Here is a 20,494-nt window from a genome sequence, read left to right on the forward strand (position 1 = left end):
GCACAGGACCCGATAATCATGACCGAAATAAAGCCCGCCCGCTCCTGCCTCGCGATCATCCTTGCGGCCGGTGAGGGGACGCGGATGAAATCGGCGCAGCCCAAGGTGCTGCATCGGGTCGGCGGCCGCTCCATGCTGGCGCATGTCCTGGCCGCGGTCGGAGCGGCGGGGGCCGATGCGGTGGCGGTGGTGATCGGGCCCGATCGGCCGGACGTGGCGGCCGAGGTCGCGGCCGTGCTGCCGGGCGCCGATGTGGTGGTGCAGCGCGAGCGCCGCGGCACCGCCCATGCGGTGCTGGCGGCGCGCGAGGTCATCGCGCGGGGCTATGACGACGTGCTGGTCGCCTTCGCCGACGTGCCGATGGTGCGCACCGAGACCTTCGCCGGGCTGCGGCAGGGGCTGGCGCAGGGCGCCGGCATCGTGGCGCTCGGCTTCGAGGCGCGGGATCCGACCGGCTATGGCCGCTTCGTCCTGCGCGACGGCGCGCTGGAGGCCATCGTCGAGCACAAGGATGCGAGCGCGGAGCAGCGCGCCATAACCCTCTGCAATGCCGGGCTGATGGCGCTGGACGGGCGCCATGCGCTGGCGATCCTCGATTCGATCGGCGACAGCAACGCCCAGAGCGAATTCTATCTGCCGGACGCCGTCGCGGTCGCCCGCGGGCGCGGCCTGAAGGCGGTGGCGCAGCTGGCGCCGGAGTCCGAGGTCGAAGGCGTCAACGACCGTATCCAGCTGGCGGCGGCCGAGGCCAAGTTCCAGGCCCGCCGGCGGCTCGAGATCATGGCCGGCGGGGCCACGCTGCTCGCGCCCGACACGGTCTTCTTCAGTCACGACACGCGGATCGGGCGCGACGTGCTGATCGAGCCGCATGTCGTGTTCGGCCGCGGCGTCACGGTGGCCGACGGCGCGGTGATCCACGCCTTCTCGCATCTCGAAGGAGCCGAGGTCGGCGCCGGCGCCAGCGTCGGGCCCTATGGCCGGCTGCGCCCGGGCACCAGGCTCGCCCGCAACGCCAAGGTCGGCAATTTCGTGGAGATCAAGGCCGCCGAGATCGGCGAGGGCGCCAAGGTCAACCACCTCACCTATATCGGCGACGCCAGCATCGGCGCCAAGGCCAATATCGGCGCCGGCACCATCACCTGCAATTATGACGGCTTCTCCAAATATCGCACGGTGATCGGGGAGGGCGCCTTCGTCGGCTCGAATTCCGCGCTGGTCGCTCCGCTCACCATCGGCGCGGGCGCCTATGTCGGCTCCGGCTCGGTCGTGACGCAGGACGTGCCGGACAACGCGCTGGCGGTGGCGCGCGGGCGGCAGATCCTGCGCGAAGGCTGGGCGACGCGCTTCCGCGAGGCGGCCCAGGCCCGCAAGGCCGGACGGTCGGACGGTAAGTCCGGCAGCTGAATCCGGCCCGATCCGGGCAAAGCGGCGTTCATAGTCGTTCATTCATAGTGATTGGCCATTTCCGACCATGGCGCTTATGCGGTCATCCGTCGGCAATGACGAAAGAGGTTTGGCATGTGCGGCATCGTCGGGATCCTGGGCAAGGAAGCAGTGGCCACGCAGGTCGTGGAAGCGCTGCGGCGGCTCGAATATCGCGGCTATGATTCGGCGGGCGTCGCCACGCTGGAGAAGGGTCGGCTGACCCGCCGCAGGGCCGAAGGCAAGCTCAGGAACCTCGAGATCCGCCTGTCGAACGAGCCGCTGGAAGGGCTGGTCGGCATCGGCCATACGCGCTGGGCGACCCATGGCAAGCCCAACGAGACCAATGCCCATCCCCACGCCACCGAGAAGCTGGCGGTGGTCCATAACGGCATCATCGAGAATTTCCGCGAGCTGCGCGGCGAGCTGCAGGCCCAGGGCTACGTCTTCGCCACCGAGACCGACACCGAGATCGTCGCCCATCTCGTCACCCGCGAGCTCGACCTCGGCAGCTCCCCGGTCGAGGCGGTGGCCAAGGCCCTGCCGCGGCTGCGCGGCGCCTTCGCGCTCGCCTTCCTGTTCCAGGGCGAGGAGGATCTGCTGATCGGCGCCCGCAAGGGCTCCCCGCTCGCCGTCGGCATCGGCGATGGCGAGATGTATCTCGGTTCCGACGCGCTGGCGCTCGCCCCCTTCACCAACCTCATCGCCTATCTCGAAGAGGGCGATTGGGTGGTGCTGAACCGCAAGGGCGCGACCTTCTACGACAAGAGCAACGCCGTGGTGGAGCGTCGCGCCCAGCGTGTCGCCGCCGGCGCGCTGCTGGTCGAGAAGGGCAATCACCGCCATTTCATGGTCAAGGAGATCTACGAGCAGCCGGAGGTGGTCGGCCATACGCTGACGCAATATCTCGACATGGTGGCCGGCACGGTGCGGCTGCCCTTCGGCGAGACGATCGACTGGGCCGGGCTGTCGCGCCTCTCGATCTCGGCCTGCGGCACGGCCTATTATGCCGGGCTCGTCGCCAAATACTGGTTCGAGAAACTGGCGCGGCTCCCGGTCGAGATCGATGTCGCCTCCGAATTCCGCTATCGCGAGGCGCCGCTGCCGAAGGACGGGCTCGCCCTCTTCGTCTCGCAATCCGGCGAGACCGCCGATACGCTGGCCTGCCTGCGCTACGCCAAGCAGGAGGCCCAGACGATCCTCTCGGTCGTCAACGTGCCGACCTCGACCATCGCCCGGGAAAGCGACGCCGTCGCCCCGACGCTGGCCGGTCCCGAGATCGGCGTCGCTTCGACCAAGGCCTTCACCTGCCAGCTGACGACGCTGGCCTGCCTGGCGCTCGCCGCCGCGCGCGGCCGCGGCACGCTCTCGGCCGAGGAGGAGGCCCGCCTCGTCCAGAGCCTGATCGCGCTGCCCGGGCTGATGGCCAAGGCGCTTGAGCTGGAGCCGCAGATCGAGCTGCTGGCGCGCGAGCTCTCGAAGGCGCGCGACGTGCTCTATCTCGGCCGCGGCACCAGCTTCCCGCTGGCGCTGGAAGGCGCGCTGAAGCTGAAGGAAATCAGCTATATCCACGCGGAAGGTTATCCGGCGGGCGAGCTCAAGCACGGGCCGATCGCCCTGATCGACGAGGCGATGCCGGTGATCGTCATCGCGCCGCATGACGCGCTGTTCGAGAAGACGGCGTCGAACATGCAGGAGGTGGCGGCGCGCGGCGGGCGCATCATCCTGATCACCGACGAGAAGGGCGCCGCCGAATGCGGCATCGAGCCCGAGGCGCTGATCGTGATGCCGGATATGGACCCGGTCTTCGCGGCGATCGTCTATGCGCTGCCGATCCAGATGATCGCCTATCAGACCGCCGTCTTCATGGGCAAGGACGTCGACCAGCCGCGCAACCTCGCCAAATCCGTCACGGTGGAGTGAGGGGTCAGCCCGGCCCTTCCGGCCGGCTGGCGACATAGGCGCCGGCGGAGAGCAGCCCGGCGCCGGTCACCCAGAGCGCGATCGGCGGCGCATCGGTCACCGCCAGCAGCGCAAAGCTCGCGAGCATCGAGCCGCAGGCCACCAGCTTGGTGCGGCGGCTGATCGCGCCTGTATCGCGCCAGCGCCGCACATGCGGTCCGAGCCTGGGGTGGTCGAGCAGCCAGGTCTCGAAGCGCGGCGAGGATTGCGAGAAGCACCAGGCCGCCAGGATCAGGAACACCGTCCCGGGCATCAGCGGCATCACGACGCCGATCGCGCCCAGCGTCGTGAAGACAAGTCCGGCGGTCATGAGGAGAGGGCGGCGCCAGCGTCGCATCGGGCGCTCCGGTAGCCGCGAGCGGGGATCGCGGCGGCACGATCTTGCGGCAGGGCTGGAATGAGTCGATGCCGAGCATATTTTGGTTCATATTGCGCTGCAATGCGGGCCTGTCGGTCCGGCGCCCCGCCGGCCGGGCCAGGCCACTGGATGAACCATGACGTCAGTTCCGCCCGATCCGCGCCTCGTCATCGAACCCGATCTGCTGAAGCCCTCGCCCGGCACCCGGATTCGCCGCTATTTCCTGACCGGGCTGGTACTCGCCGCGCCGCTGGCGATCACCGGCTCCGTCACCTGGTGGTTCGTCAATCTGATCGACGGCATGGTCAAGCCGCTGATCCCCAGCGCCTATCTGCCTGATTCCTACCTGCCTTTCCCGATCCCGGGACTCGGCATCATCATCGGCCTGATCGGCCTGACCCTGCTCGGCTTCTTCGCGGCGAATCTGGTCGGCCGCACGCTGATCGATGCCGGCGAGGCGATCCTCCACCGCATGCCTGTGGTCCGCAGCCTGTACAAGGCGGTGAAACAGGTCTTCGAGACGATCTTCTCGCAATCCGGCACCTCGTTCCGGAAGGTCGGGATGGTGCAGTTCCCGCAGCCCGGCATGTGGTCGATCGTCTTCATCGCGCAGGAGGCCGCGCCCGAGATCGCCGGGGTGCTGCCGGGCGGCGCCGAACAGATCGGCGTCTTCCTGCCCTGCACGCCGAACCCGACCACCGGCTTCTTCTTCTACCTGCCGCGCAGCGAGATCATCGAGCTCGCCATCTCGGTCGAGGACGGCGCCAAGCTGATCATGTCGGCGGGGTTGATCCAGCCGGGCCAGATGGCGGCCAAAGTGGCCGCCCCGGCGCGCGGCGAGAGCGCGGCGGCGGTCGAGCGCCAGCCCTCCGCCTGAGTCGTAACCCCTCCCGCAGGACCGGCGAGCATGGCGTTCCGCGTCAGCCGGCGCGCAGGAGCCGGACGGCGACGTCGCGCTCGAACAGATAGAGCAGGGTCCGCACCGCCTGGCCGCGCGGGCTGTCGAGCTGCGGGTCGCGCTCGATCAGCAGCCGCGCATCGTCGCGCGCCGCGGCGAGCAGGTCGCCATCGGTCTCCGGCCGCGCGATCCGCCAGTCCGGCGAGCCGGACTGCCTGGTGCCGAGCACCTCGCCCTCGCCGCGCAGGCGCAGATCCTCTTCCGCGATCCGGAACCCGTCCTCCGTCTCGCGCATGATGCCGAGCCGCGCTTCCGCCACCGGGCCGAGCGGGCCCTTGTAGAGCAGCAGGCAGGTCGAGGCGGCGGAGCCGCGCCCGATCCGCCCGCGCAGCTGGTGCAGCTGGGCGAGGCCGAAGCGCTCGGCATGTTCGATGACCATGACGCTGGCATTGGGCACGTCGACGCCGACTTCGATCACCGTGGTCGCGACCAGGATGCGGCTGCGGCCGGCGACGAAATCGGCCATCGCCTGGTCCTTGTCGCGGCCGGGCATCTGGCCGTGGAGCAGGCCGACCTTGTCGCCGAACAGCTGCTGCAGCGCCTCGGAGCGTTCCTGCGCCGCGGCGACGTCGAGCGTGTCGGATTCCTGCACCAGCGGGCAGACCCAATAGATCTGGGCGCCGGCGGCGACCGCGCGCCCGACCCCGGCGACCACCTCCTCATAGCGGTCGAGCGAGATCACCTTGGTGGCGATCGGCTTGCGTCCGGCCGGCTTTTCCGAAAGCACCGAGACGTCCATGTCGCCGAACCAGGTCAGGGCCAGCGTGCGCGGGATCGGCGTCGCCGTCATCACCAGGATATCGACCGCCTCGCCCTTGGATCCGAGCAGCAGCCGCTGATGCACGCCGAAACGGTGCTGTTCGTCGACGATGGCCAGAGCGAGATCGCGGAAGGCGACGCCCTCCTGGAACAGCGCATGGGTGCCGACGGCGATGTCGATGCGGCCATCGGCCAGCCCCTCCAGCACCTGCCGGCGGCCCGGCCCCTTCTCGCGCCCCGTGAGCAACGCGAGTTGCAGCCCGGCTTTTGCTGCGAGCGGCGCCAGCCGTTCGGCATGCTGGCGCGCCAGGATCTCCGTCGGCGCCATCAGCACGGATTGCCGCCCGGCCTCGGCGGCCGCCGCCATGGCCATCAGCGCCACCACCGTCTTGCCGGAACCGACATCGCCCTGCAGCAGGCGCAGCATGCGCTCCGGCTTCTCCATATCGTCATGGATGTCGGCGATGGCCTGGCGCTGGCCGTCGGTGAGGGTGAAGGGTAGGGCGCTCTCCAGGGCGCGGCGAATCTGCCCGTCCCCGGAGGTGGCGCGGCCGGCCGCCTTCTTCTGCTGGCGGCGCACCAGAGCGAGCGCGATCTGGCTCGCCAGCAATTCGTCATAGGCGACACGCCGGCGCATCACCGTGTCGCCCTCGACCGCCTTGGCATCGGCCGGCTGGTGCAGCGCCTGCATCGCCTCCCGGAAGGGCGGGAAACCGCTCCGCGCCAGGAAGGCCTCGTCCTGCCATTCCGCGAGATCGGGGCAGCGCTCGGCGGCGGCGGCGACGATCCGCCCCATCACCCGCGGCCCGATGCCTTCCGTCAGCCCGTAGACCGGCTCGAAACTCGGCATCGTCGCGGCCAGCTTGGGCTCGAGCAGACGCTCGGGATGGACCATCTGGCGCATCCCCTCCCAGAGTTCCAGCTTGCCGGAAATGATGCGGTAGGCCCCGATCGGCAGGGTCTGGAGCAGATGCCGGACATCGGCGTGGAAGAAGACGAGCGTCACGTCGCCGCTCTCGTCCTCGACCACGATCCGGTAGGGCGCCTTGCCCTTGCCGGGCGGCGGCGGCCTGTGCTCGGCGATGCGCGCGGCGAAGGTCGCGACATCGCCGATCGGCGCTTCCGCGATGCTGGGGCTAGGCCGCCTGTCGATGGCCCCGCTGGGCAGATGGAACAGCAGATCGATGACCCGCGCGCCGCGCAGCTCGTCGCCCAGGAACTTGTCCAGCAGCTTTCCGAGCTTCGGCCCGACGCCCGACAGGGTCGTCACCGGGGCGAATAGCGGGTCGAGCGTCGTCGGGCGCAAGTGGGCTCTCAAGCCTTTGTCAGGAGTGCGAAAATTTGCGGCGGCCCGGCGCTGACTTCGGCGGGTACCGACGCTATATAGCCCGCAACGGCAGGCTCCGCGACGGGGCCGGCCCTCTCGTCATGGCCCTGTCCCGAGGTTTTCATGTCAGGCTCGACCCGCACCAGTGCCGATCTCGACCCACGCCGGCGCAAGATCCTGTTCCGCTCCTGGCATCGCGGCATGCGCGAGAACGACCTGATCATGGGCCGTTTCGCCGATGCCGAGATCGGCACGATGAGCGAGGAGGAACTCGACGAGTTCGAGCGCCTGATCGAGGTGCTCGATCGCGATCTGCTGAGCTGGATCACCGGCGAGGCTCAGGTGCCGGACAATTACGACAGCGCGATCTTTCGGCGGCTGAAGGCGTTCCACCATCACGGCAAGCCGATCCACGTCTAGGGCCGTCGCCCTGCCATCACCCCAGCCCTCATCCGCGGGCAGCGCCGCAGGCGCGCCGCGCGGGTGATCCATCCATGCGAGCCTCCCCCGCGAGCCGCCGGCGCGGCGTCCGGGCAGGGGGCTCGAGCAGCAATGTCTGACCCGTCCGATGAGCATTCCGCCTCCCGCCCAGCTCGCCAAGCCGCAGCTCGACCGCGTTCTCGATGCGCTGAACCGCGGCGACAAGCCCGTCCTGGCCAGCGTACCCGACGGTTTCGACGCGCTCGTTCTGGCCGATCTGACCCGCGCCCGGGCCAGAAAGGCCGACGGCGCGGCGATGCTCGTCTTCGTCGCGCGCGATCCGCAGCGGCTGCAGGTGCTGGAGAACGCACTGCAATTCGTCGCGCCCGACCTCGAGATCGTCTCCTTCCCCGGCTGGGACTGCCAGCCCTATGATCGTGTCTCGCCGGCTCCGAGCCTCGTCGCGCATCGCATGACGACGCTGTCGCGGCTCGCCAAGACCAAATCCGGCGACCGGCCCCGTCTGCTGCTGACGACGGTCGATGCGGCGCTGCAGCGCGTGCCGGCCTTCTCGAAGGTCGCCTCGGAGAGCTTTTCGGCCGCGCCCGGCAATATGGTCGATACCGAGCAGCTCGCCCGCTGGCTCGACATGAACGGCTATCTCCGCACGTCGACGGTGCGCGAGACCGGCGAGTTCGCGGTGCGCGGCGGCATCGTCGACCTGTTCCCGCCCGGCATGCCGGCCCCGATCCGGCTGGATTTCTTCGGCGACACGCTGGAATCGATCCGCACCTTCGATCCCGAGACGCAGCGCACCACCGGCCAGATGCGGGGGCTCGACCTCGTGCCGATGTCGGAAGCGCAGATGACGAGCGAAAGCATCAAGCGCTTTCGCCAGAACTATATCGCCAGCTTCGGCACGCCCGGCCGCGACGACACGCTGTACGAGGCGGTGAGCGAGGGGCGGCGCCCGGCCGGGCTGGAGCATTGGCTGCCGCTGCTGGCCGAGCGGCTCGACACGCTCTTCACCTATCTGCCGGATGTGCCGCTCGTCCTCGACGCGCAGGTCGAGGATGCGGTCGGCGAGCGGATCAGCCTGATCAAGGATTATTACGACGCGCGCAAGGCGGCCTTGGACCAGCCCTCAGCCGGCGGCGCGCCCTATAAGCCGCTGCCTCCCGATGCTCTGTATCTCTCGCCGAAGGATTGGCGGGCCGTTCTGGACCAGTCCGGCGTGGCTGCGCTGACGCCGTTCCAGCTGCCCGACAGCGAGGGCAAGCTGATCATCGATCTCGGCGCGCGACAGGGCCGCAGCTTCGAGGCCGAGCGCGCCGACAATGCCAGCAGCGTCTTCGACGCCGCGGTCGCGCATGTGAAGGCGCTGCAGGCCGATGGCCGCAGGGTCATCCTGGCCTCGTGGTCGGAAGGCTCGCGCGAGCGGCTGGCGCATGTGCTGGCCGATCACGGGCTGAAGACGGTGCAGGCCACAGGCTCGCTGCGCGCCGCCTTCGATCTCAAGCCCGGCACCACCGCGCTCGCGGTCTGGGGCTTCGAGAGCGGCTTCGAGGCCGGCAAGCTCGCGGTGATCGGCGAGCAGGACATTCTGGGCGACCGGCTGGTGCGGCCGCGCAGGAAGACGCGGCGGCCGCAGGATTTCATCGCGGAACTCTCCTCGCTGTCGCCGGGCGATCTCGTCGTCCATGTCGATCACGGCATCGGCCGGTTCATCGGGCTGCAGTCGATCACGGCCGCCGGGGCGCCGCATGATTGTCTCGAGATCCATTACGCCGGCGACGCGAAGCTCTTCCTGCCCGTCGAGAACATCGAGCTGCTGTCGCGCTACGGCTCCGAGGATACCGAGGTCGCGCTGGACCGGCTCGGCGGCGGCGGCTGGCAGGCCCGCAAGGCCAAGCTGAAGCAGCGCATCCGCGAGATGGCGAGCAAGCTCATCGCCATCGCGGCCCAGCGGACCATGCGGGAGGCGCCGCGCCTGATCCCGCAGGAGGGGCTCTATGACGAGTTCTGCGCGCGTTTCCCGTTCGAGGAAACCGAGGACCAGCAGAACACCATCGACGCCGTGCTCGACGACATGGCGGCGGGCCGCCCGATGGACCGGCTGGTCTGCGGCGATGTCGGCTTCGGCAAGACCGAGGTCGCGCTGCGCGCCGCCTTCGCCTGTGCGCTCAACGGCAAGCAGGTCGCCGTGGTGGTACCCACCACGCTGCTCGCCCGCCAGCACTACCGGAATTTCGCGGACCGCTTCAAAGGCCTGCCGGTGCAGGTCGGCCAGGCCTCGCGCTTCGTGCCGGCCGCCGAGCTGAAGGCGGTCAAGCAGGGCATCAGGGACGGCACGATGGACATCGTGGTCGGCACCCATGCGCTGCTCGGCAAGGGCGTGGAGTTCAAGGATCTCGGCCTCGTCATCGTCGATGAGGAGCAGCATTTCGGCGTCAGCCACAAGGAGCGGCTGAAGGAGTTCCGGGCCGAGGTGCATATGCTGACCCTGTCCGCCACGCCGATCCCGCGTACGCTGCAGCTCGCCATGACCGGCGTGCGCGAGCTCTCGATCATCGCGACGCCGCCCGTCGACCGGCTGGCCGTGCGCACCTTCGTGACGCCGTTCGATCCGCTGATCGTGCGCGAGGCCTTGCTGCGCGAGCGCTATCGCGGCGGGCGCAGCTTCTATGTCGTGCCGCGGATCGAGGATCTCGCCGAGGTCAAGGATTTCCTCGACAAGCAGGTGCCGGAGGCCAAGGTCGGCATCGCCCATGGCCAGATGGCCGCCGGCCAGCTCGAGGATGTGATGACCGCCTTCTATGACGGTCAGTACGACGTGCTGCTCTCGACGACGATCGTCGAATCCGGGCTCGACATTCCGACCGCCAATACGCTGATCGTGCACCGCGCCGACATGTTCGGACTGGCACAGCTTTACCAGCTGCGCGGCCGCGTCGGCCGCTCCAAGGTACGGGCCTATGCGCTCTTCACCATGCCGGCGAACCGCAAGCTGACCGAACAGGCCGAGCGCCGCCTGAAGGTGCTGCAGTCGCTGGATACGCTGGGTGCCGGCTTCCAGCTCGCCAGCCATGATCTCGACATCCGCGGCGCTGGCAACCTGCTCGGCGACGAGCAGTCCGGCCATATCAAGGAGGTAGGCTACGAGCTCTACCAGCAGATGCTGGAGGAGGCGGTGGCCCAGCTCAAGGCGGGCGTCGACATCGTCGCGGAGAGCCAATGGTCGCCGACCATCCAGATCGGCGCGCCGGTGATGATCCCGGAGCATTACATCGCCGATCTCACGCTGCGGCTGACGCTCTACAAGCGGCTCTCGACGCTGGCGGAGGATAGCGACATCCAGTCCTTCGGGGCCGAGCTCGTCGACCGTTTCGGCCCCTTGCCGGAGGAGGTGCAGCAGCTCCTGGAGATCGTGACGATCAAGGCGCTCTGCCGGCGCGCCAATGTCGAGAAGGTCGAGGCCGGGCCGAAGGGCATCATCATCTCCTTCCGCGACAATGAATTCGCCAATCCCGAAGGCCTCGTCGGTTACGTCGCCAAGCAGGGCACGCTGGCCAAGGTGCGGCCGGACATGCGCGTCGTCTTCATCGACGATTTCGAGACGGCCGAGGACAGGCTGAAGGGCACGCGGAGGCTGTTGACCGACCTCGCCCGCATCGCCGAGCGCAAGAAGGCGGGGTAGCCGGACGGGCGGCCGGGGCACGCGAACGCGGCTGCGCCGCAAAGGTTCCCGGCCGCAGCGCAGTCATCCACAGCTTTCAGCGCCGGATGCTTTTGCGCTGCAACAGAGATGACATGATGGCGGGGAAGGCAACGGCGAATCACGCGTCCACGAGGCTTCACGCCAATGGTCAAAATCCTGCTGCTGATTTCGTATCTGATGACGACGGGCGACGTGCTCTATGATCTGCGCGAGCTGCAGGTCGAAGACCTCACCTCGTGCCGCTCCTATGCGAAATCCCTGGCGAAGCAGGATTTGCCGGAGCATGTCCGGGACATGCACGTGCAATGTCTCGGTGCCGATCTGAAGCCGCTGCGCGGCGCCCGCGGGGCCTGAGGGGCGCCCCTCACCAGGGCCGATGCGGCCCGGTGTCGATATGCAGGATGCCGTTCCAGTAGACCTTGTTGCCGCCGATGCCGGGCAGGGCCCGGGCGAAATCCAGCACGAGGCGTGGCCTCACACCGGGCACACGGAAATCCACCGCGTCGCAATTCTTGTGGTAGGAGCCGCGCCGCGCCCGCCAGGCGGGCCGCCAGGTCGAGGTCACCTTCACCGCGCCGAAGCGGGCCGAGACCTTGTCCAGCGCCGTTTTGAGCGCGGCGGGCAGGCAGGCGAGCGAGGTGCCGGGATCGGTCGAGATTCCCGGGCGCTCGGGCTTCTCGTCGGGATCGAAATCCGGCTCGGCCCCGGCCTTCTGCCCCGGCGCCAGCTGCCGCCATTCCGGGCCGTGATCCTCCTCCGGCTCGGCGACGGCGGGCGAGTCCGGCCCGGGCTGCGGCTGGCCGCCGGACGAGGCGGGCGGCACCACGGGGGCAGGGGGCGGGATGATGATCGCCGGCATCGGCGATGTCGCCAGGAGCTCCAGGTCGAAGGGCCGGGGTGGCGGCAGGGGCGCGAGCTGCGTCGTGCCCACCTGCGCGAAGGCCGAGCCGACGGGCAGGGCCGAGCCGACCGGGAAGGCGCCGGCCAGGGCCAGCACGCGAAGCAGGGAGACAGGCCTCACGCCTCAGGGTGCCGGCGTGGCCGGCATGAAGACGGCGCGCGATTCCGCGCTGATCAGCGGCGCCTGCGGTGTCTTGGCGCAAAGCTCGCTCAAAGCGGCCGGCGCGGCCGCGACCCGGCCGAGATCGATCTCGGGCCGCTGCGCGCCGCCCGCGAAATAGCCGGCGAGCCAGAGCGAGAGCTGGCTGCGATCGGTCTCGCTCATCCCGGAGAAATCCGCACAGGTCGCGGCCAGCAGGTTGAGCTGCTGGGCGCCGGCCGGCATGGCCGATATGCAAGCCGCGATCGCCGGGACCAGGATGAATCGTGACAGCGGCGCCATGCGTTTCTCCGGAGCCGGGGCGCCGAAGGGGCGCGCCTCGAATCGGCCGCAGTGTGTCCCGGCTCGCCCGGCGCGGCCAGCGAAATGCGCGGGAAACCGCTAAAGGCCCCGGCCGTTGCGGAGCGATGCGGGGCAGGGCGCGGATTTCCCGCTCATCTGCGCCTGAATCAACCCCGTTACCCGATTGTGCGGCGCGGCGAACTCTTGCTTCATTCCAATGCAAGGGATAATCGACTGACCAGCGCGCCGACGCCCGGCCGCGGGAAGAGGGGAAGACCTCATGCAGACCCTCCAGGTGCCGTCCCTGCTCAATGATTACCTGCCGCTCGCCATCTTCATCGGCGTATCGGGATTCATTGGCCTCGCCTTGCTGGTCGCGCCCTTCCTGATCGCCTATTCCCGGCCGGATGCGGAAAAGCTCTCCGCCTATGAATGCGGCTTCAACGCCTTCGACGATGCGCGCATGAAGTTCGACGTGCGCTTCTATCTCGTCGCCATCCTGTTCATCATCTTCGACCTGGAAGTCGCCTTCCTCTTCCCCTGGGCGGTCGCCTTCGGCACCCTGGGCTGGTACGGTTTCTGGTCGATGATGATCTTTCTCGGCGTTCTGACCGTCGGTTTCGTTTATGAATGGCGCAAGGGCGCGCTGGAGTGGGACTAATCGTCCCATCCCGACGCGGGTCTTGAATTCCTATCTCACGGGAATTGGTTCACAAGGGTTCGATGATGGCAGTTACAGCGATCGACCGCGGCAATCCGCTCGTCGCACCTGCGCCGAAAGGCCTGCTGGGTCCCGACGGGCAGCCGCTCGGCGCGCGTGATCCGTTCTTCCTGGAGATGAACAACGAGCTGGCGGACAAGGGTTTTCTCGTCACCGCCACCGACGACCTGATCAACTGGGCCCGGACCGGCTCGCTGATGTGGATGACCTTCGGCCTGGCCTGCTGCGCGGTCGAGATGATGCAGCTGTCGATGCCGCGGTACGATGTCGAGCGTTTCGGCTTCGCGCCCCGCGCCAGCCCGCGCCAATCCGATGTGATGATCGTGGCGGGCACGCTGACCAACAAGATGGCTCCGGCCCTGCGCAAGGTCTATGACCAGATGCCGGAGCCGCGCTACGTCATCTCGATGGGCTCCTGCGCCAATGGCGGAGGCTATTATCATTACAGCTATTCGGTCGTGAGGGGCTGCGACCGCATCGTGCCGATCGACATCTATGTGCCGGGCTGCCCGCCCACGGCGGAAGCGCTGCTCTATGGCGTCCTGCTGCTGCAGAAGAAGATCCGGCGGACCGGGACGATCGAGCGATAGGACCCTCGCCCGGGGGTGAGCATCGCCCGGGGCGGGCGAAGCTGGGAGCCTGGAGCCCGCGAACGGGTTCCGCGCGAAGGCTCCGACTATGGTCGGATTGAGGGCTGGCTCGCGCCGAAGCCTAGTAGGACGTGGTGGATTAGCGATGAGCGACGTGCTCGTGACCCTCGGCGAAGAGATCAAGGCGGCGCTGCCGGGCGCCGTCACGGACGCCGTCGTCGCCTATGGCGAATTGACGATCCTGGCCGAGGCGGCTGCGATCCCGGGCGTCCTGGAGACGCTGAGGGACGATCCGCGCTTCCGCTTCGTCAACTTCACCGACATCGCCGGCGCCGATTACCCCGGCCGTGAGAAGCGTTTCGACGTCGTCTACCATCTGCTGTCGCCGCGCCATAACCGCCGTATCCGGGTGAAGGTCCAGACCGACGAGGCGACACCGGTCCCCTCGGTGATCGACGTCTTCCCGGCGGCGAACTGGTACGAGCGCGAGGCCTATGATTTCTACGGCATCCTCTTCTCGAACCACCCGGATCTGCGCCGCATCCTCACCGATTACGGCTTCGAGGGCTATCCGCTGCGCAAGGACTTCCCGCTGACCGGCTATGTCGAAGTCCGCTATGACGACGAGCAGAAGCGCGTCGTCTACGAGCCGGTCAGGCTCAATCAGGAATTCCGGAATTTTGATTTCTTGAGCCCTTGGGAAGGCACGGATTATGTCCTTCCGGGCGATGAAAAAGCGAAGGTCTGAGGCAGTGGGCAGTCGTCAGTCGGCAGTCGGGACGCGACCGGGGTTGGGCGATGAGCATCCGATCGTACCGGGATCTGCGCGTCTGGCAGGAGGCGATGGCCTTGGCCGAATTGGTCTACCGGGTTACGAAGCTGTTTCCGCGGGACGAGATGTTCGGACTGACCTCGCAGATGCGCAGAGCCTGCGTCTCGATCCCAGCCAATATCGCCGAGGGCTATGGTCGCGAGAGTGCGGGAGCCTATCAGCAGTTTCTGCGCATCGCGCAGGGTTCGGTCAAGGAGCTCGAGACTCACGCGCTGATCGCATGTCGGGTCGGTATGGTCGGCGAGGAGGAAACGGCCGGTCTGCTGTCCAAGACGGAGGCTGTCGGCAAGATGCTGCGCGCGCTCATTCGCTCTCTGGACGTCTAGCGACTGCCGACTGCCGACTGCCCATTGCCAGAGGCAAAGCCTGACATGACCGAACACAACATCCGCAATTTCAGCATCAATTTCGGGCCCCAGCACCCGGCTGCGCATGGCGTGCTGCGCCTGGTGCTCGAACTCGACGGCGAGATCGTCGAGCGGGTCGATCCGCATATCGGCCTGCTGCATCGCGGCACCGAGAAGCTGATCGAGGCGAAGACCTATCTGCAGGCGCTGCCCTATTTCGACCGGCTCGACTATGTCGCGCCGATGAACCAGGAGCATGCCTGGTGCCTCGCGGTCGAGAAGCTGATGGGCGTGAGCGTCCCGCGCCGCGGCCAGCTGATCCGCGTGCTCTATTCCGAGATCGGCCGCATCCTCTCCCATCTCCTCAACGTCACCACCCAGGCGATGGATGTCGGCGCGCTGACGCCGCCGCTCTGGGGGTTCGAGGAGCGCGAAAAGCTGATGGTGTTCTATGAGCGCGCCTCCGGCTCGCGCATGCACGCCGCCTATTTCCGGCCCGGCGGCGTCCATCAGGATCTGCCGACCTCGCTGATCCACGACATCGCGGAATGGTGCGAGCCCTTCCTGAAGGTCTGCGACGATCTCGAGGGGCTGCTGACCGACAACCGCATCTTCAAGCAGCGTAATGTCGATATCGGCGTGGTCGATCTCGATACCTGCTGGAAATGGGGGTTTTCGGGGGTGATGGTGCGCGGCTCCGGCGCACCCTGGGATCTGCGCAAATCGCAGCCCTATGAATGCTATGAGGAGATGGATTTCGACATCCCGATCGGCAAGAACGGCGATTGCTACGACCGCTACTGCATCCGCATGGAAGAGATGCGGCAATCGGTGCGCATCATGCAGCAATGCTGCGCCAAGCTGCTGGGGCCGGATGGCGGCGGGCCGATCTCGGCGCTGGACGGCAAGATGGTGCCGCCCAAACGCGGCGAGATGAAGCGCTCGATGGAAGCGCTGATCCACCATTTCAAGCTCTATACCGAGGGCTTCAAGGTCCCGGAGGGCGAGGTCTACGCCGCGGTCGAGGCGCCCAAGGGCGAATTCGGCGTCTATCTCGTCTCGGACGGCACCAACAAGCCCTATCGCGTCAAGCTCAAGGCCCCGGGCTTCGCCCATCTCCAGGCGATGGACTTCATGTGCCGCAAGCACATGCTGGCAGACGTCTCCGCCATCCTCGGCTCGCTCGACATCGTTTTCGGGGAGGTCGACCGGTGACGCTGTCGCGCGCGTGGCGAGTGGCGAATGGCGAATGGGCTGTGATAGCCCTGCCGCGGCTCGCCGTGTCGCTGCCAAGGCCGTGCACGCCGCTCACCCCCGTTCGCCATTCGCCACTCGCCACTCGCCATTCGCCTCAGGTATCCTGATGTCCGTCCGTCGTCTCGCCCCCGATCACGTCCAGCCCGCCTCCTTCGCCTTCGACGCGGCGAACGAGAATTGGGCCGACCAGCAGATCGCGAAATACCCGCCGGGACGCCAGGCCTCGGCCGTGATCCCGCTGCTGTGGAAGGCGCAGGAGCAGCATCATGGCTGGGTCCCGCGCGCCGCGATCGAGGCGGTGGCGCGCAAGCTCGACATGGCCCCGATGCGGGTCATGGAGATCGCGACCTTCTACACCATGTTCAACCTGCAGCCGGTGGGCGAGCATTTCGTCCAGCTCTGCGGCACCACGCCCTGCGCCTTGCGCGGCGCCGAGGCGCTGAAGAAGGTCTGCGAGGATGTGATCGGCCCGCAATCCACGGTCAGTGCCGACGGAAAACTCTCATGGCTCGAGGTGGAATGCCTGGGCGCCTGCTGCAATGCGCCGATGGCACAGATCAATTTCGACTATTACGAGGATCTGACGCCGGAGAATTTCAGGACCCTGCTGGATGATCTGCGCCAGGGCCGCCCGGTGAAGACCGGCTCGCAGATCGGGCGCTCCGGCTCCGAACCCGAAGGCGGCGGCGAGACGCTGAAGGATCCGGCGCTCTATGACGGCACGGTGATCGGTGCGGGCGACTGGCAGAAGCGCGTGACCGAGCAGCGCCAGGCCGCGGCGGAAGCCGCTGCCGCCAAGGCCGCGGCCGAGGCGGAGGCCAAGAAGGCCGAGGCCGGCGCGGCCGCCCCCAAGGCGGACGCTCCCAAGACGGACTCGCCCAAGACCGACGCTCATAAGACCGACGCCACCCCCGCCGCCGCGACCAAGCCTGCGACGGAGACGGCTGCGGCCGGCCGCCCGAAGCCGTCGGAGCCCGGACAGCCGAGCAGCGCGGCGCAGGATACTCCATCCGCCGAAGGCAGGCCCGATCAGGGCAAGCCCGATGCAACCAGCTCCGACGCCGCCCGCGGTGGCGACAAGCCGGTCAAGTGAGGCAGGACTGACATGCTCGCAGATCGCGATCGTATCTTCACGAATCTCTACGGCCGGCACGATCTGTCGCTGAAGGGCGCCATGGCGCGCGGCGCCTGGGACGGCACCAAATTCCTGCTCGAGCAGGGCCGCGACTGGATCATCGACGAGATGAAGAAGTCGGGGCTGCGCGGCCGTGGCGGCGCCGGCTTTCCGACCGGGCTGAAATGGTCCTTCATGCCCAAGGTCAGCGATGGCCGGCCGAGCTACCTCGTCGTCAATGCCGATGAATCGGAGCCGGGCACCTGCAAGGATCGCGAGATCATGCGCAACGATCCGCATACGCTGATCGAGGGCTGCCTGATCGCCTCCTTCGCGATGGGCGCCAACGCCGCCTATATCTACATCCGCGGCGAATATATCCGCGAGCGCGAGGCGCTGCAGCGCGCCGTCGACGAGGCCTATGACGCCAATCTGATCGGCCAGAACAACAAGCACGGCTATCCCTTCGAGCTCTATGTCCATCACGGCGCCGGCGCCTATATCTGCGGCGAGGAGACGGCCCTGCTCGAAAGCCTGGAAGGCAAGAAGGGCATGCCGCGGCTGAAGCCGCCTTTCCCCGCCAATGTCGGGCTCTATGGCTGCCCGACCACGGTCAACAACGTCGAATCGATCGCGGTCGCGCCGACCATCCTGCGCCGCGGCGCGAGCTGGTTCTCCTCGCTCGGCAACCCGAACAATGTCGGCACGAAGCTGTTCTGCGTCTCCGGCCATGTGAACAAGCCGTGCAATGTCGAAGAGGTGATGGGCATCCCCTTCCGCGAGCTGATCGACCGCCATTGCGGCGGCGTGCGCGGCGGCTGGGACAATCTCATGGCGGTGATCCCCGGCGGCTCCTCGGTGCGCATGGTCCCGGCCGAGCAGATCATCGACACGCCGATGGATTTCGACTCGCTGTCGAAGCTGAAATCCGGCCTCGGCACCGCGGCCGTGATCGTCATGGACAAATCCACCGACATCGTCCGCGCCATCGCCCGCATCAGCTATTTCTACAAGCATGAGAGCTGCGGCCAGTGCACCCCCTGCCGCGAGGGCACGGGCTGGATGTGGCGGGTGATGACCCGCATGGCCGAGGGCAGGGCGCAGAAGCGCGAGATCGACATGCTGCTCGACGTCACCAAGCAGATCGAGGGCCACACCATCTGCGCGCTGGGCGACGCCGCCGCCTGGCCGATCCAGGGGCTGATCGCGCATTTCCGTCACGAGATCGAAAAGCGCATCGACGAGTATTCCGCCAACCCGCACTCCGAGCCGGTGCGTCTGATGGCGGCGGAGTGACAGCATGACCAAACTTCTCATCGACGGCATCGAGGTCGACGTCCCCGCCGACTACACCGTGCTCCAGGCCTGCGAGGCCGCGGGCGCCGAGGTGCCGCGCTTCTGCTTCCACGAGCGGCTCTCCATCGCCGGCAATTGCCGGATGTGCCTGGTCGAGGTGAAGGGCGGCCCGCCCAAGCCGCAGGCCTCCTGCGCCATCGGCGTGCGCGATCTGCGCCCCGGCCCGAACGGCGAGCCGCCGGTGGTGCTGACCAAGTCGCCCATGGTCAAGAAGGCGCGCGAGGGGGTGATGGAGTTCCTCCTGATCAACCACCCGCTGGATTGCCCGATCTGCGACCAGGGCGGCGAGTGCGACCTGCAGGACCAGGCAATGGCCTATGGCGTCGACACCTCGCGCTATTCCGAGAACAAGCGCGCGGTCGAGGACAAATATATCGGCCCGCTGGTGAAGACCTCGATGACGCGCTGCATCCAGTGCACGCGCTGCGTCCGCTTCACTACGGAGGTCGCGGGCGGGCAGGATCTCGGCGCCATCGGCCGCGGCGAGGATATGGAGATCACCACCTATCTCGAACAGGCGATGACCTCCGAGCTGCAGGGCAATGTCGTCGATCTCTGCCCGGTTGGCGCGCTGACCTCGAAGCCCTATCAGAACAAGGCGCGGCCCTGGGAGCTCTCCAAGACGCAGTCGATCGACGTGATGGACGCCGTCGGCTCGGCCATCCGCGTCGATGCGCGCGGCCGCGAGGTGATGCGCATCCTGCCGCGCGTCAACGAGGCGGTGAACGAGGAGTGGATCTCGGACAAGACCCGCCATGTCGTCGATGGGCTGCGCACCCAGCGGCTCGACCGGCCCTATATCCGCGAGAATGGCAGCCTGCGCCCGGCGAGCTGGGCCGAGGCCTTCGCGACGATCGCCGCCAAGGTCCAGGCCGCACGCCCCGAGCGCATCGGCGCCATCGCCGGCGACCTCGCCTCGGTGGAGGAAATCTACGCGCTGCAGCAGCTGATGGCGGCGCTCGGCAGCGCCAACACCGATTGCCGGCAGGATGGCAGCAGGCTGCATCCGCGGCATGGCCGCGCCTCCTATCTCCTCAACGCCGGCATCGCCGGCATCGAGGAGGCGGATTCGCTGCTGATCATCGGCGCCAATCCGCGCAAGGAAGCGCCGATCCTCAATGCCCGCATCCGCAAGCGCTGGCTGCGCGGCGGCTTCAAGGTGCAGCTCGTCGGCGAGCAGGCCGACCTGACCTATGCCTATGATTATCTCGGTGCCGGGCCGGATTCCCTGGCCGAGCTGGTCAAGGGCGCCAAGGGCGACATCGCCCGGCCGCTGGTGCTGGTCGGGCAGGGGGCGCTGGCCCGCGCCGATGGCGAGGCCATCCTCTCACTGGCGGCCAAGGCGGCCGATGCGCTCGGCGCCGGCACCGCCGGCTGGAACGCCTTCGGCGTGCTGCACACCGCCGCGGCGCGCGTCGGTGCGCTCGATCTCGGCTTCGTGCCGGGCGAGAGCGGGCTCGACGTGGCGGGGATGATCGCGCCCGGCGCGCTCGATCTGCTGTTCCTGCTCGGGGCCGACGAGATCGAGGTGCCGGCCGGCGCCTTCGTGGTCTATCAGGGCACGCATGGCGACCGCGGCGCGCATCGCGCCGACGTCATCCTGCCGGGCGCGGCCTATACCGAGAAATCCGCGACCTTCGTCAATACCGAGGGCAGGGTGCAGATGACCGAGCGCGCCACCTTCGCGCCCGGCGATGCGCGCGAGGATTGGGCGATCCTGCGGGCGCTCTCGGCGGCGCTGGGCAAGACCCTGCCCTTCGACACGCTGGCCGGGCTGCGCAAGGCGCTCTATGCGGCGCATCCGCATTTCGCGGCGCTCGACACGGTGCAGCCGGCCGATGCCGCCGGCCTGTCGGGGCTCGCCTCGCTCGGCGGCACGACCGACAGGGCGGGCTTCGTCTCGCCGATCGCCGATTTCTACCAGACGAACCCGATCGCGCGGGCATCCGCGGTGATGGCCGAATGTTCGGCGCTGGCCTCGGGCCGGCTGCGGCAGGCGGCGGAGTAAGGC

18 protein-coding genes are annotated in these 20,494 nt (G+C 68.0%); 14 read left to right on the plus strand and 4 right to left on the minus strand.

Features of this window, described 5'->3' with window-relative positions; translation table 11 throughout:
• Positions 1-18 precede the first annotated feature (18 nt).
• A complete protein-coding gene (gene glmU / locus ASG72_RS14155) occupies positions 19-1,404 on the plus strand; it encodes a bifunctional UDP-N-acetylglucosamine diphosphorylase/glucosamine-1-phosphate N-acetyltransferase GlmU (RefSeq protein WP_056713281.1) in 1,386 nt (461 codons plus the stop codon).
• Positions 1,405-1,518: 114 nt separating this feature from the next.
• On the plus strand, positions 1,519-3,345 hold the full coding sequence (glmS, locus tag ASG72_RS14160) for a glutamine--fructose-6-phosphate transaminase (isomerizing) (RefSeq protein ID WP_056713283.1): 1,827 nt from the start codon (positions 1,519-1,521) through the stop codon (positions 3,343-3,345).
• A 4-nt stretch (positions 3,346-3,349) separates the two neighbouring features.
• On the opposite strand, the gene ASG72_RS14165 is transcribed toward glmS, so the two are convergent.
• A complete protein-coding gene (locus tag ASG72_RS14165) occupies positions 3,350-3,694 on the minus strand; it encodes a YbaN family protein (RefSeq protein WP_056713284.1) in 345 nt (114 codons plus the stop codon).
• Positions 3,695-3,878: 184 nt separating this feature from the next.
• On the opposite strand from ASG72_RS14165, the gene ASG72_RS14170 reads away from it, so the two are divergent.
• The gene (locus ASG72_RS14170; RefSeq protein WP_082540351.1) at positions 3,879-4,619 is read left to right on the plus strand and encodes a DUF502 domain-containing protein; all 741 of its coding nucleotides are present in this window, start codon (positions 3,879-3,881) and stop codon (positions 4,617-4,619) included.
• A 43-nt stretch (positions 4,620-4,662) separates the two neighbouring features.
• Here ASG72_RS14170 and recG read toward each other — a convergent pair whose 3' ends face one another.
• Positions 4,663-6,765 (minus strand): ATP-dependent DNA helicase RecG, encoded by a 2,103-nt coding sequence (gene recG / locus ASG72_RS14175; RefSeq protein WP_056713286.1) that lies wholly within the window; start codon positions 6,763-6,765, stop codon positions 4,663-4,665.
• A gap of 144 nt (positions 6,766-6,909) precedes the next feature.
• On the opposite strand from recG, the gene ASG72_RS14180 reads away from it, so the two are divergent.
• The 3 genes from ASG72_RS14180 (at position 6,910) to ASG72_RS14190 (ending at position 11,278) form a co-directional block, all read left to right on the plus strand.
• Positions 6,910-7,206, plus strand: a complete 297-nt coding sequence (locus ASG72_RS14180; RefSeq protein ID WP_056713287.1) for a succinate dehydrogenase assembly factor 2 — start codon at positions 6,910-6,912, stop codon at positions 7,204-7,206.
• A 148-nt stretch (positions 7,207-7,354) separates the two neighbouring features.
• Entirely contained in the window at positions 7,355-10,903 is a 3,549-nt protein-coding gene (gene mfd, locus ASG72_RS14185) for a transcription-repair coupling factor (protein WP_056713289.1), read from the plus strand.
• A gap of 165 nt (positions 10,904-11,068) precedes the next feature.
• Entirely contained in the window at positions 11,069-11,278 is a 210-nt protein-coding gene (locus ASG72_RS14190; protein ID WP_056713291.1) for a hypothetical protein, read from the plus strand.
• Positions 11,279-11,288: 10 nt separating this feature from the next.
• Here the strand turns inward: ASG72_RS14190 and ASG72_RS14195 are convergent, their stop codons facing one another.
• Together ASG72_RS14195 and ASG72_RS14200 are read right to left on the minus strand one after the other, a co-directional pair.
• On the minus strand, positions 11,289-11,945 hold the full coding sequence (locus tag ASG72_RS14195; protein ID WP_156395971.1) for a hypothetical protein: 657 nt from the start codon (positions 11,943-11,945) through the stop codon (positions 11,289-11,291).
• A gap of 3 nt (positions 11,946-11,948) precedes the next feature.
• The gene (locus ASG72_RS14200; RefSeq protein WP_056713294.1) at positions 11,949-12,266 is read right to left on the minus strand and encodes an HdeA/HdeB family chaperone; all 318 of its coding nucleotides are present in this window, start codon (positions 12,264-12,266) and stop codon (positions 11,949-11,951) included.
• Between the two features lie 295 nt (positions 12,267-12,561).
• On the opposite strand from ASG72_RS14200, the gene ASG72_RS14205 reads away from it, so the two are divergent.
• The 8 genes from ASG72_RS14205 (at position 12,562) to nuoG (ending at position 20,491) form a co-directional block, all read left to right on the plus strand.
• On the plus strand, positions 12,562-12,927 hold the full coding sequence (locus ASG72_RS14205; protein ID WP_156396018.1) for an NADH-quinone oxidoreductase subunit A: 366 nt from the start codon (positions 12,562-12,564) through the stop codon (positions 12,925-12,927).
• 65 nt (positions 12,928-12,992) lie between these two features.
• The gene (locus tag ASG72_RS14210) at positions 12,993-13,577 is read left to right on the plus strand and encodes an NADH-quinone oxidoreductase subunit B (RefSeq protein ID WP_056714712.1); all 585 of its coding nucleotides are present in this window, start codon (positions 12,993-12,995) and stop codon (positions 13,575-13,577) included.
• A 145-nt stretch (positions 13,578-13,722) separates the two neighbouring features.
• Positions 13,723-14,325 carry an NADH-quinone oxidoreductase subunit C gene (locus ASG72_RS14215; protein WP_056713298.1) on the plus strand — a complete coding sequence of 201 codons (603 nt, stop codon included), beginning with the start codon at positions 13,723-13,725 and terminating at the stop codon, positions 14,323-14,325.
• Positions 14,326-14,375: 50 nt separating this feature from the next.
• A complete protein-coding gene (locus ASG72_RS14220) occupies positions 14,376-14,735 on the plus strand; it encodes a four helix bundle protein (protein WP_056713301.1) in 360 nt (119 codons plus the stop codon).
• A gap of 45 nt (positions 14,736-14,780) precedes the next feature.
• Positions 14,781-15,971, plus strand: coding sequence for an NADH-quinone oxidoreductase subunit D (locus ASG72_RS14225; protein ID WP_056713303.1), 1,191 nt, complete (start codon positions 14,781-14,783; stop codon positions 15,969-15,971).
• A gap of 148 nt (positions 15,972-16,119) precedes the next feature.
• Positions 16,120-17,106, plus strand: coding sequence for an NADH-quinone oxidoreductase subunit NuoE (gene nuoE / locus ASG72_RS14230; protein WP_056713305.1), 987 nt, complete (start codon positions 16,120-16,122; stop codon positions 17,104-17,106).
• A 12-nt stretch (positions 17,107-17,118) separates the two neighbouring features.
• Positions 17,119-18,423 (plus strand): NADH-quinone oxidoreductase subunit NuoF, encoded by a 1,305-nt coding sequence (gene nuoF, locus ASG72_RS14235; RefSeq protein ID WP_056713306.1) that lies wholly within the window; start codon positions 17,119-17,121, stop codon positions 18,421-18,423.
• Positions 18,424-18,427: 4 nt separating this feature from the next.
• Positions 18,428-20,491 carry an NADH-quinone oxidoreductase subunit NuoG gene (gene nuoG, locus ASG72_RS14240; protein WP_056713309.1) on the plus strand — a complete coding sequence of 688 codons (2,064 nt, stop codon included), beginning with the start codon at positions 18,428-18,430 and terminating at the stop codon, positions 20,489-20,491.
• Positions 20,492-20,494: the final 3 nt, after the last annotated feature.

The organism is Allobosea sp. Leaf344, from assembly GCF_001426225.1.
Classification (GTDB): Bacteria; Pseudomonadota; Alphaproteobacteria; order Rhizobiales; family Beijerinckiaceae; genus Allobosea.

What these genes read in the sequence shown, in the direction of transcription:
- glmU (WP_056713281.1), top strand. Translation starts at nt 19, where the DNA reads ATGACCGAAATAAAGCCCGCCCGCTCCTGCCTCGCGATCATCCTTGCG.
- glmS (WP_056713283.1), top strand. Translation starts at nt 1,519, where the DNA reads ATGTGCGGCATCGTCGGGATCCTGGGCAAGGAAGCAGTGGCCACGCAG.
- ASG72_RS14165 (WP_056713284.1), bottom strand. Translation starts at nt 3,694, where the DNA reads ATGACCGCCGGACTTGTCTTCACGACGCTGGGCGCGATCGGCGTCGTG.
- ASG72_RS14170 (WP_082540351.1), top strand. Translation starts at nt 3,879, where the DNA reads ATGACGTCAGTTCCGCCCGATCCGCGCCTCGTCATCGAACCCGATCTG.
- ASG72_RS14180 (WP_056713287.1), top strand. Translation starts at nt 6,910, where the DNA reads ATGTCAGGCTCGACCCGCACCAGTGCCGATCTCGACCCACGCCGGCGC.
- mfd (WP_056713289.1), top strand. Translation starts at nt 7,355, where the DNA reads ATGAGCATTCCGCCTCCCGCCCAGCTCGCCAAGCCGCAGCTCGACCGC.
- ASG72_RS14190 (WP_056713291.1), top strand. Translation starts at nt 11,069, where the DNA reads ATGGTCAAAATCCTGCTGCTGATTTCGTATCTGATGACGACGGGCGAC.
- ASG72_RS14200 (WP_056713294.1), bottom strand. Translation starts at nt 12,266, where the DNA reads ATGGCGCCGCTGTCACGATTCATCCTGGTCCCGGCGATCGCGGCTTGC.
- ASG72_RS14210 (WP_056714712.1), top strand. Translation starts at nt 12,993, where the DNA reads ATGGCAGTTACAGCGATCGACCGCGGCAATCCGCTCGTCGCACCTGCG.
- ASG72_RS14215 (WP_056713298.1), top strand. Translation starts at nt 13,723, where the DNA reads ATGAGCGACGTGCTCGTGACCCTCGGCGAAGAGATCAAGGCGGCGCTG.
- ASG72_RS14220 (WP_056713301.1), top strand. Translation starts at nt 14,376, where the DNA reads ATGAGCATCCGATCGTACCGGGATCTGCGCGTCTGGCAGGAGGCGATG.
- ASG72_RS14225 (WP_056713303.1), top strand. Translation starts at nt 14,781, where the DNA reads ATGACCGAACACAACATCCGCAATTTCAGCATCAATTTCGGGCCCCAG.
- nuoE (WP_056713305.1), top strand. Translation starts at nt 16,120, where the DNA reads ATGTCCGTCCGTCGTCTCGCCCCCGATCACGTCCAGCCCGCCTCCTTC.
- nuoF (WP_056713306.1), top strand. Translation starts at nt 17,119, where the DNA reads ATGCTCGCAGATCGCGATCGTATCTTCACGAATCTCTACGGCCGGCAC.
- nuoG (WP_056713309.1), top strand. Translation starts at nt 18,428, where the DNA reads ATGACCAAACTTCTCATCGACGGCATCGAGGTCGACGTCCCCGCCGAC.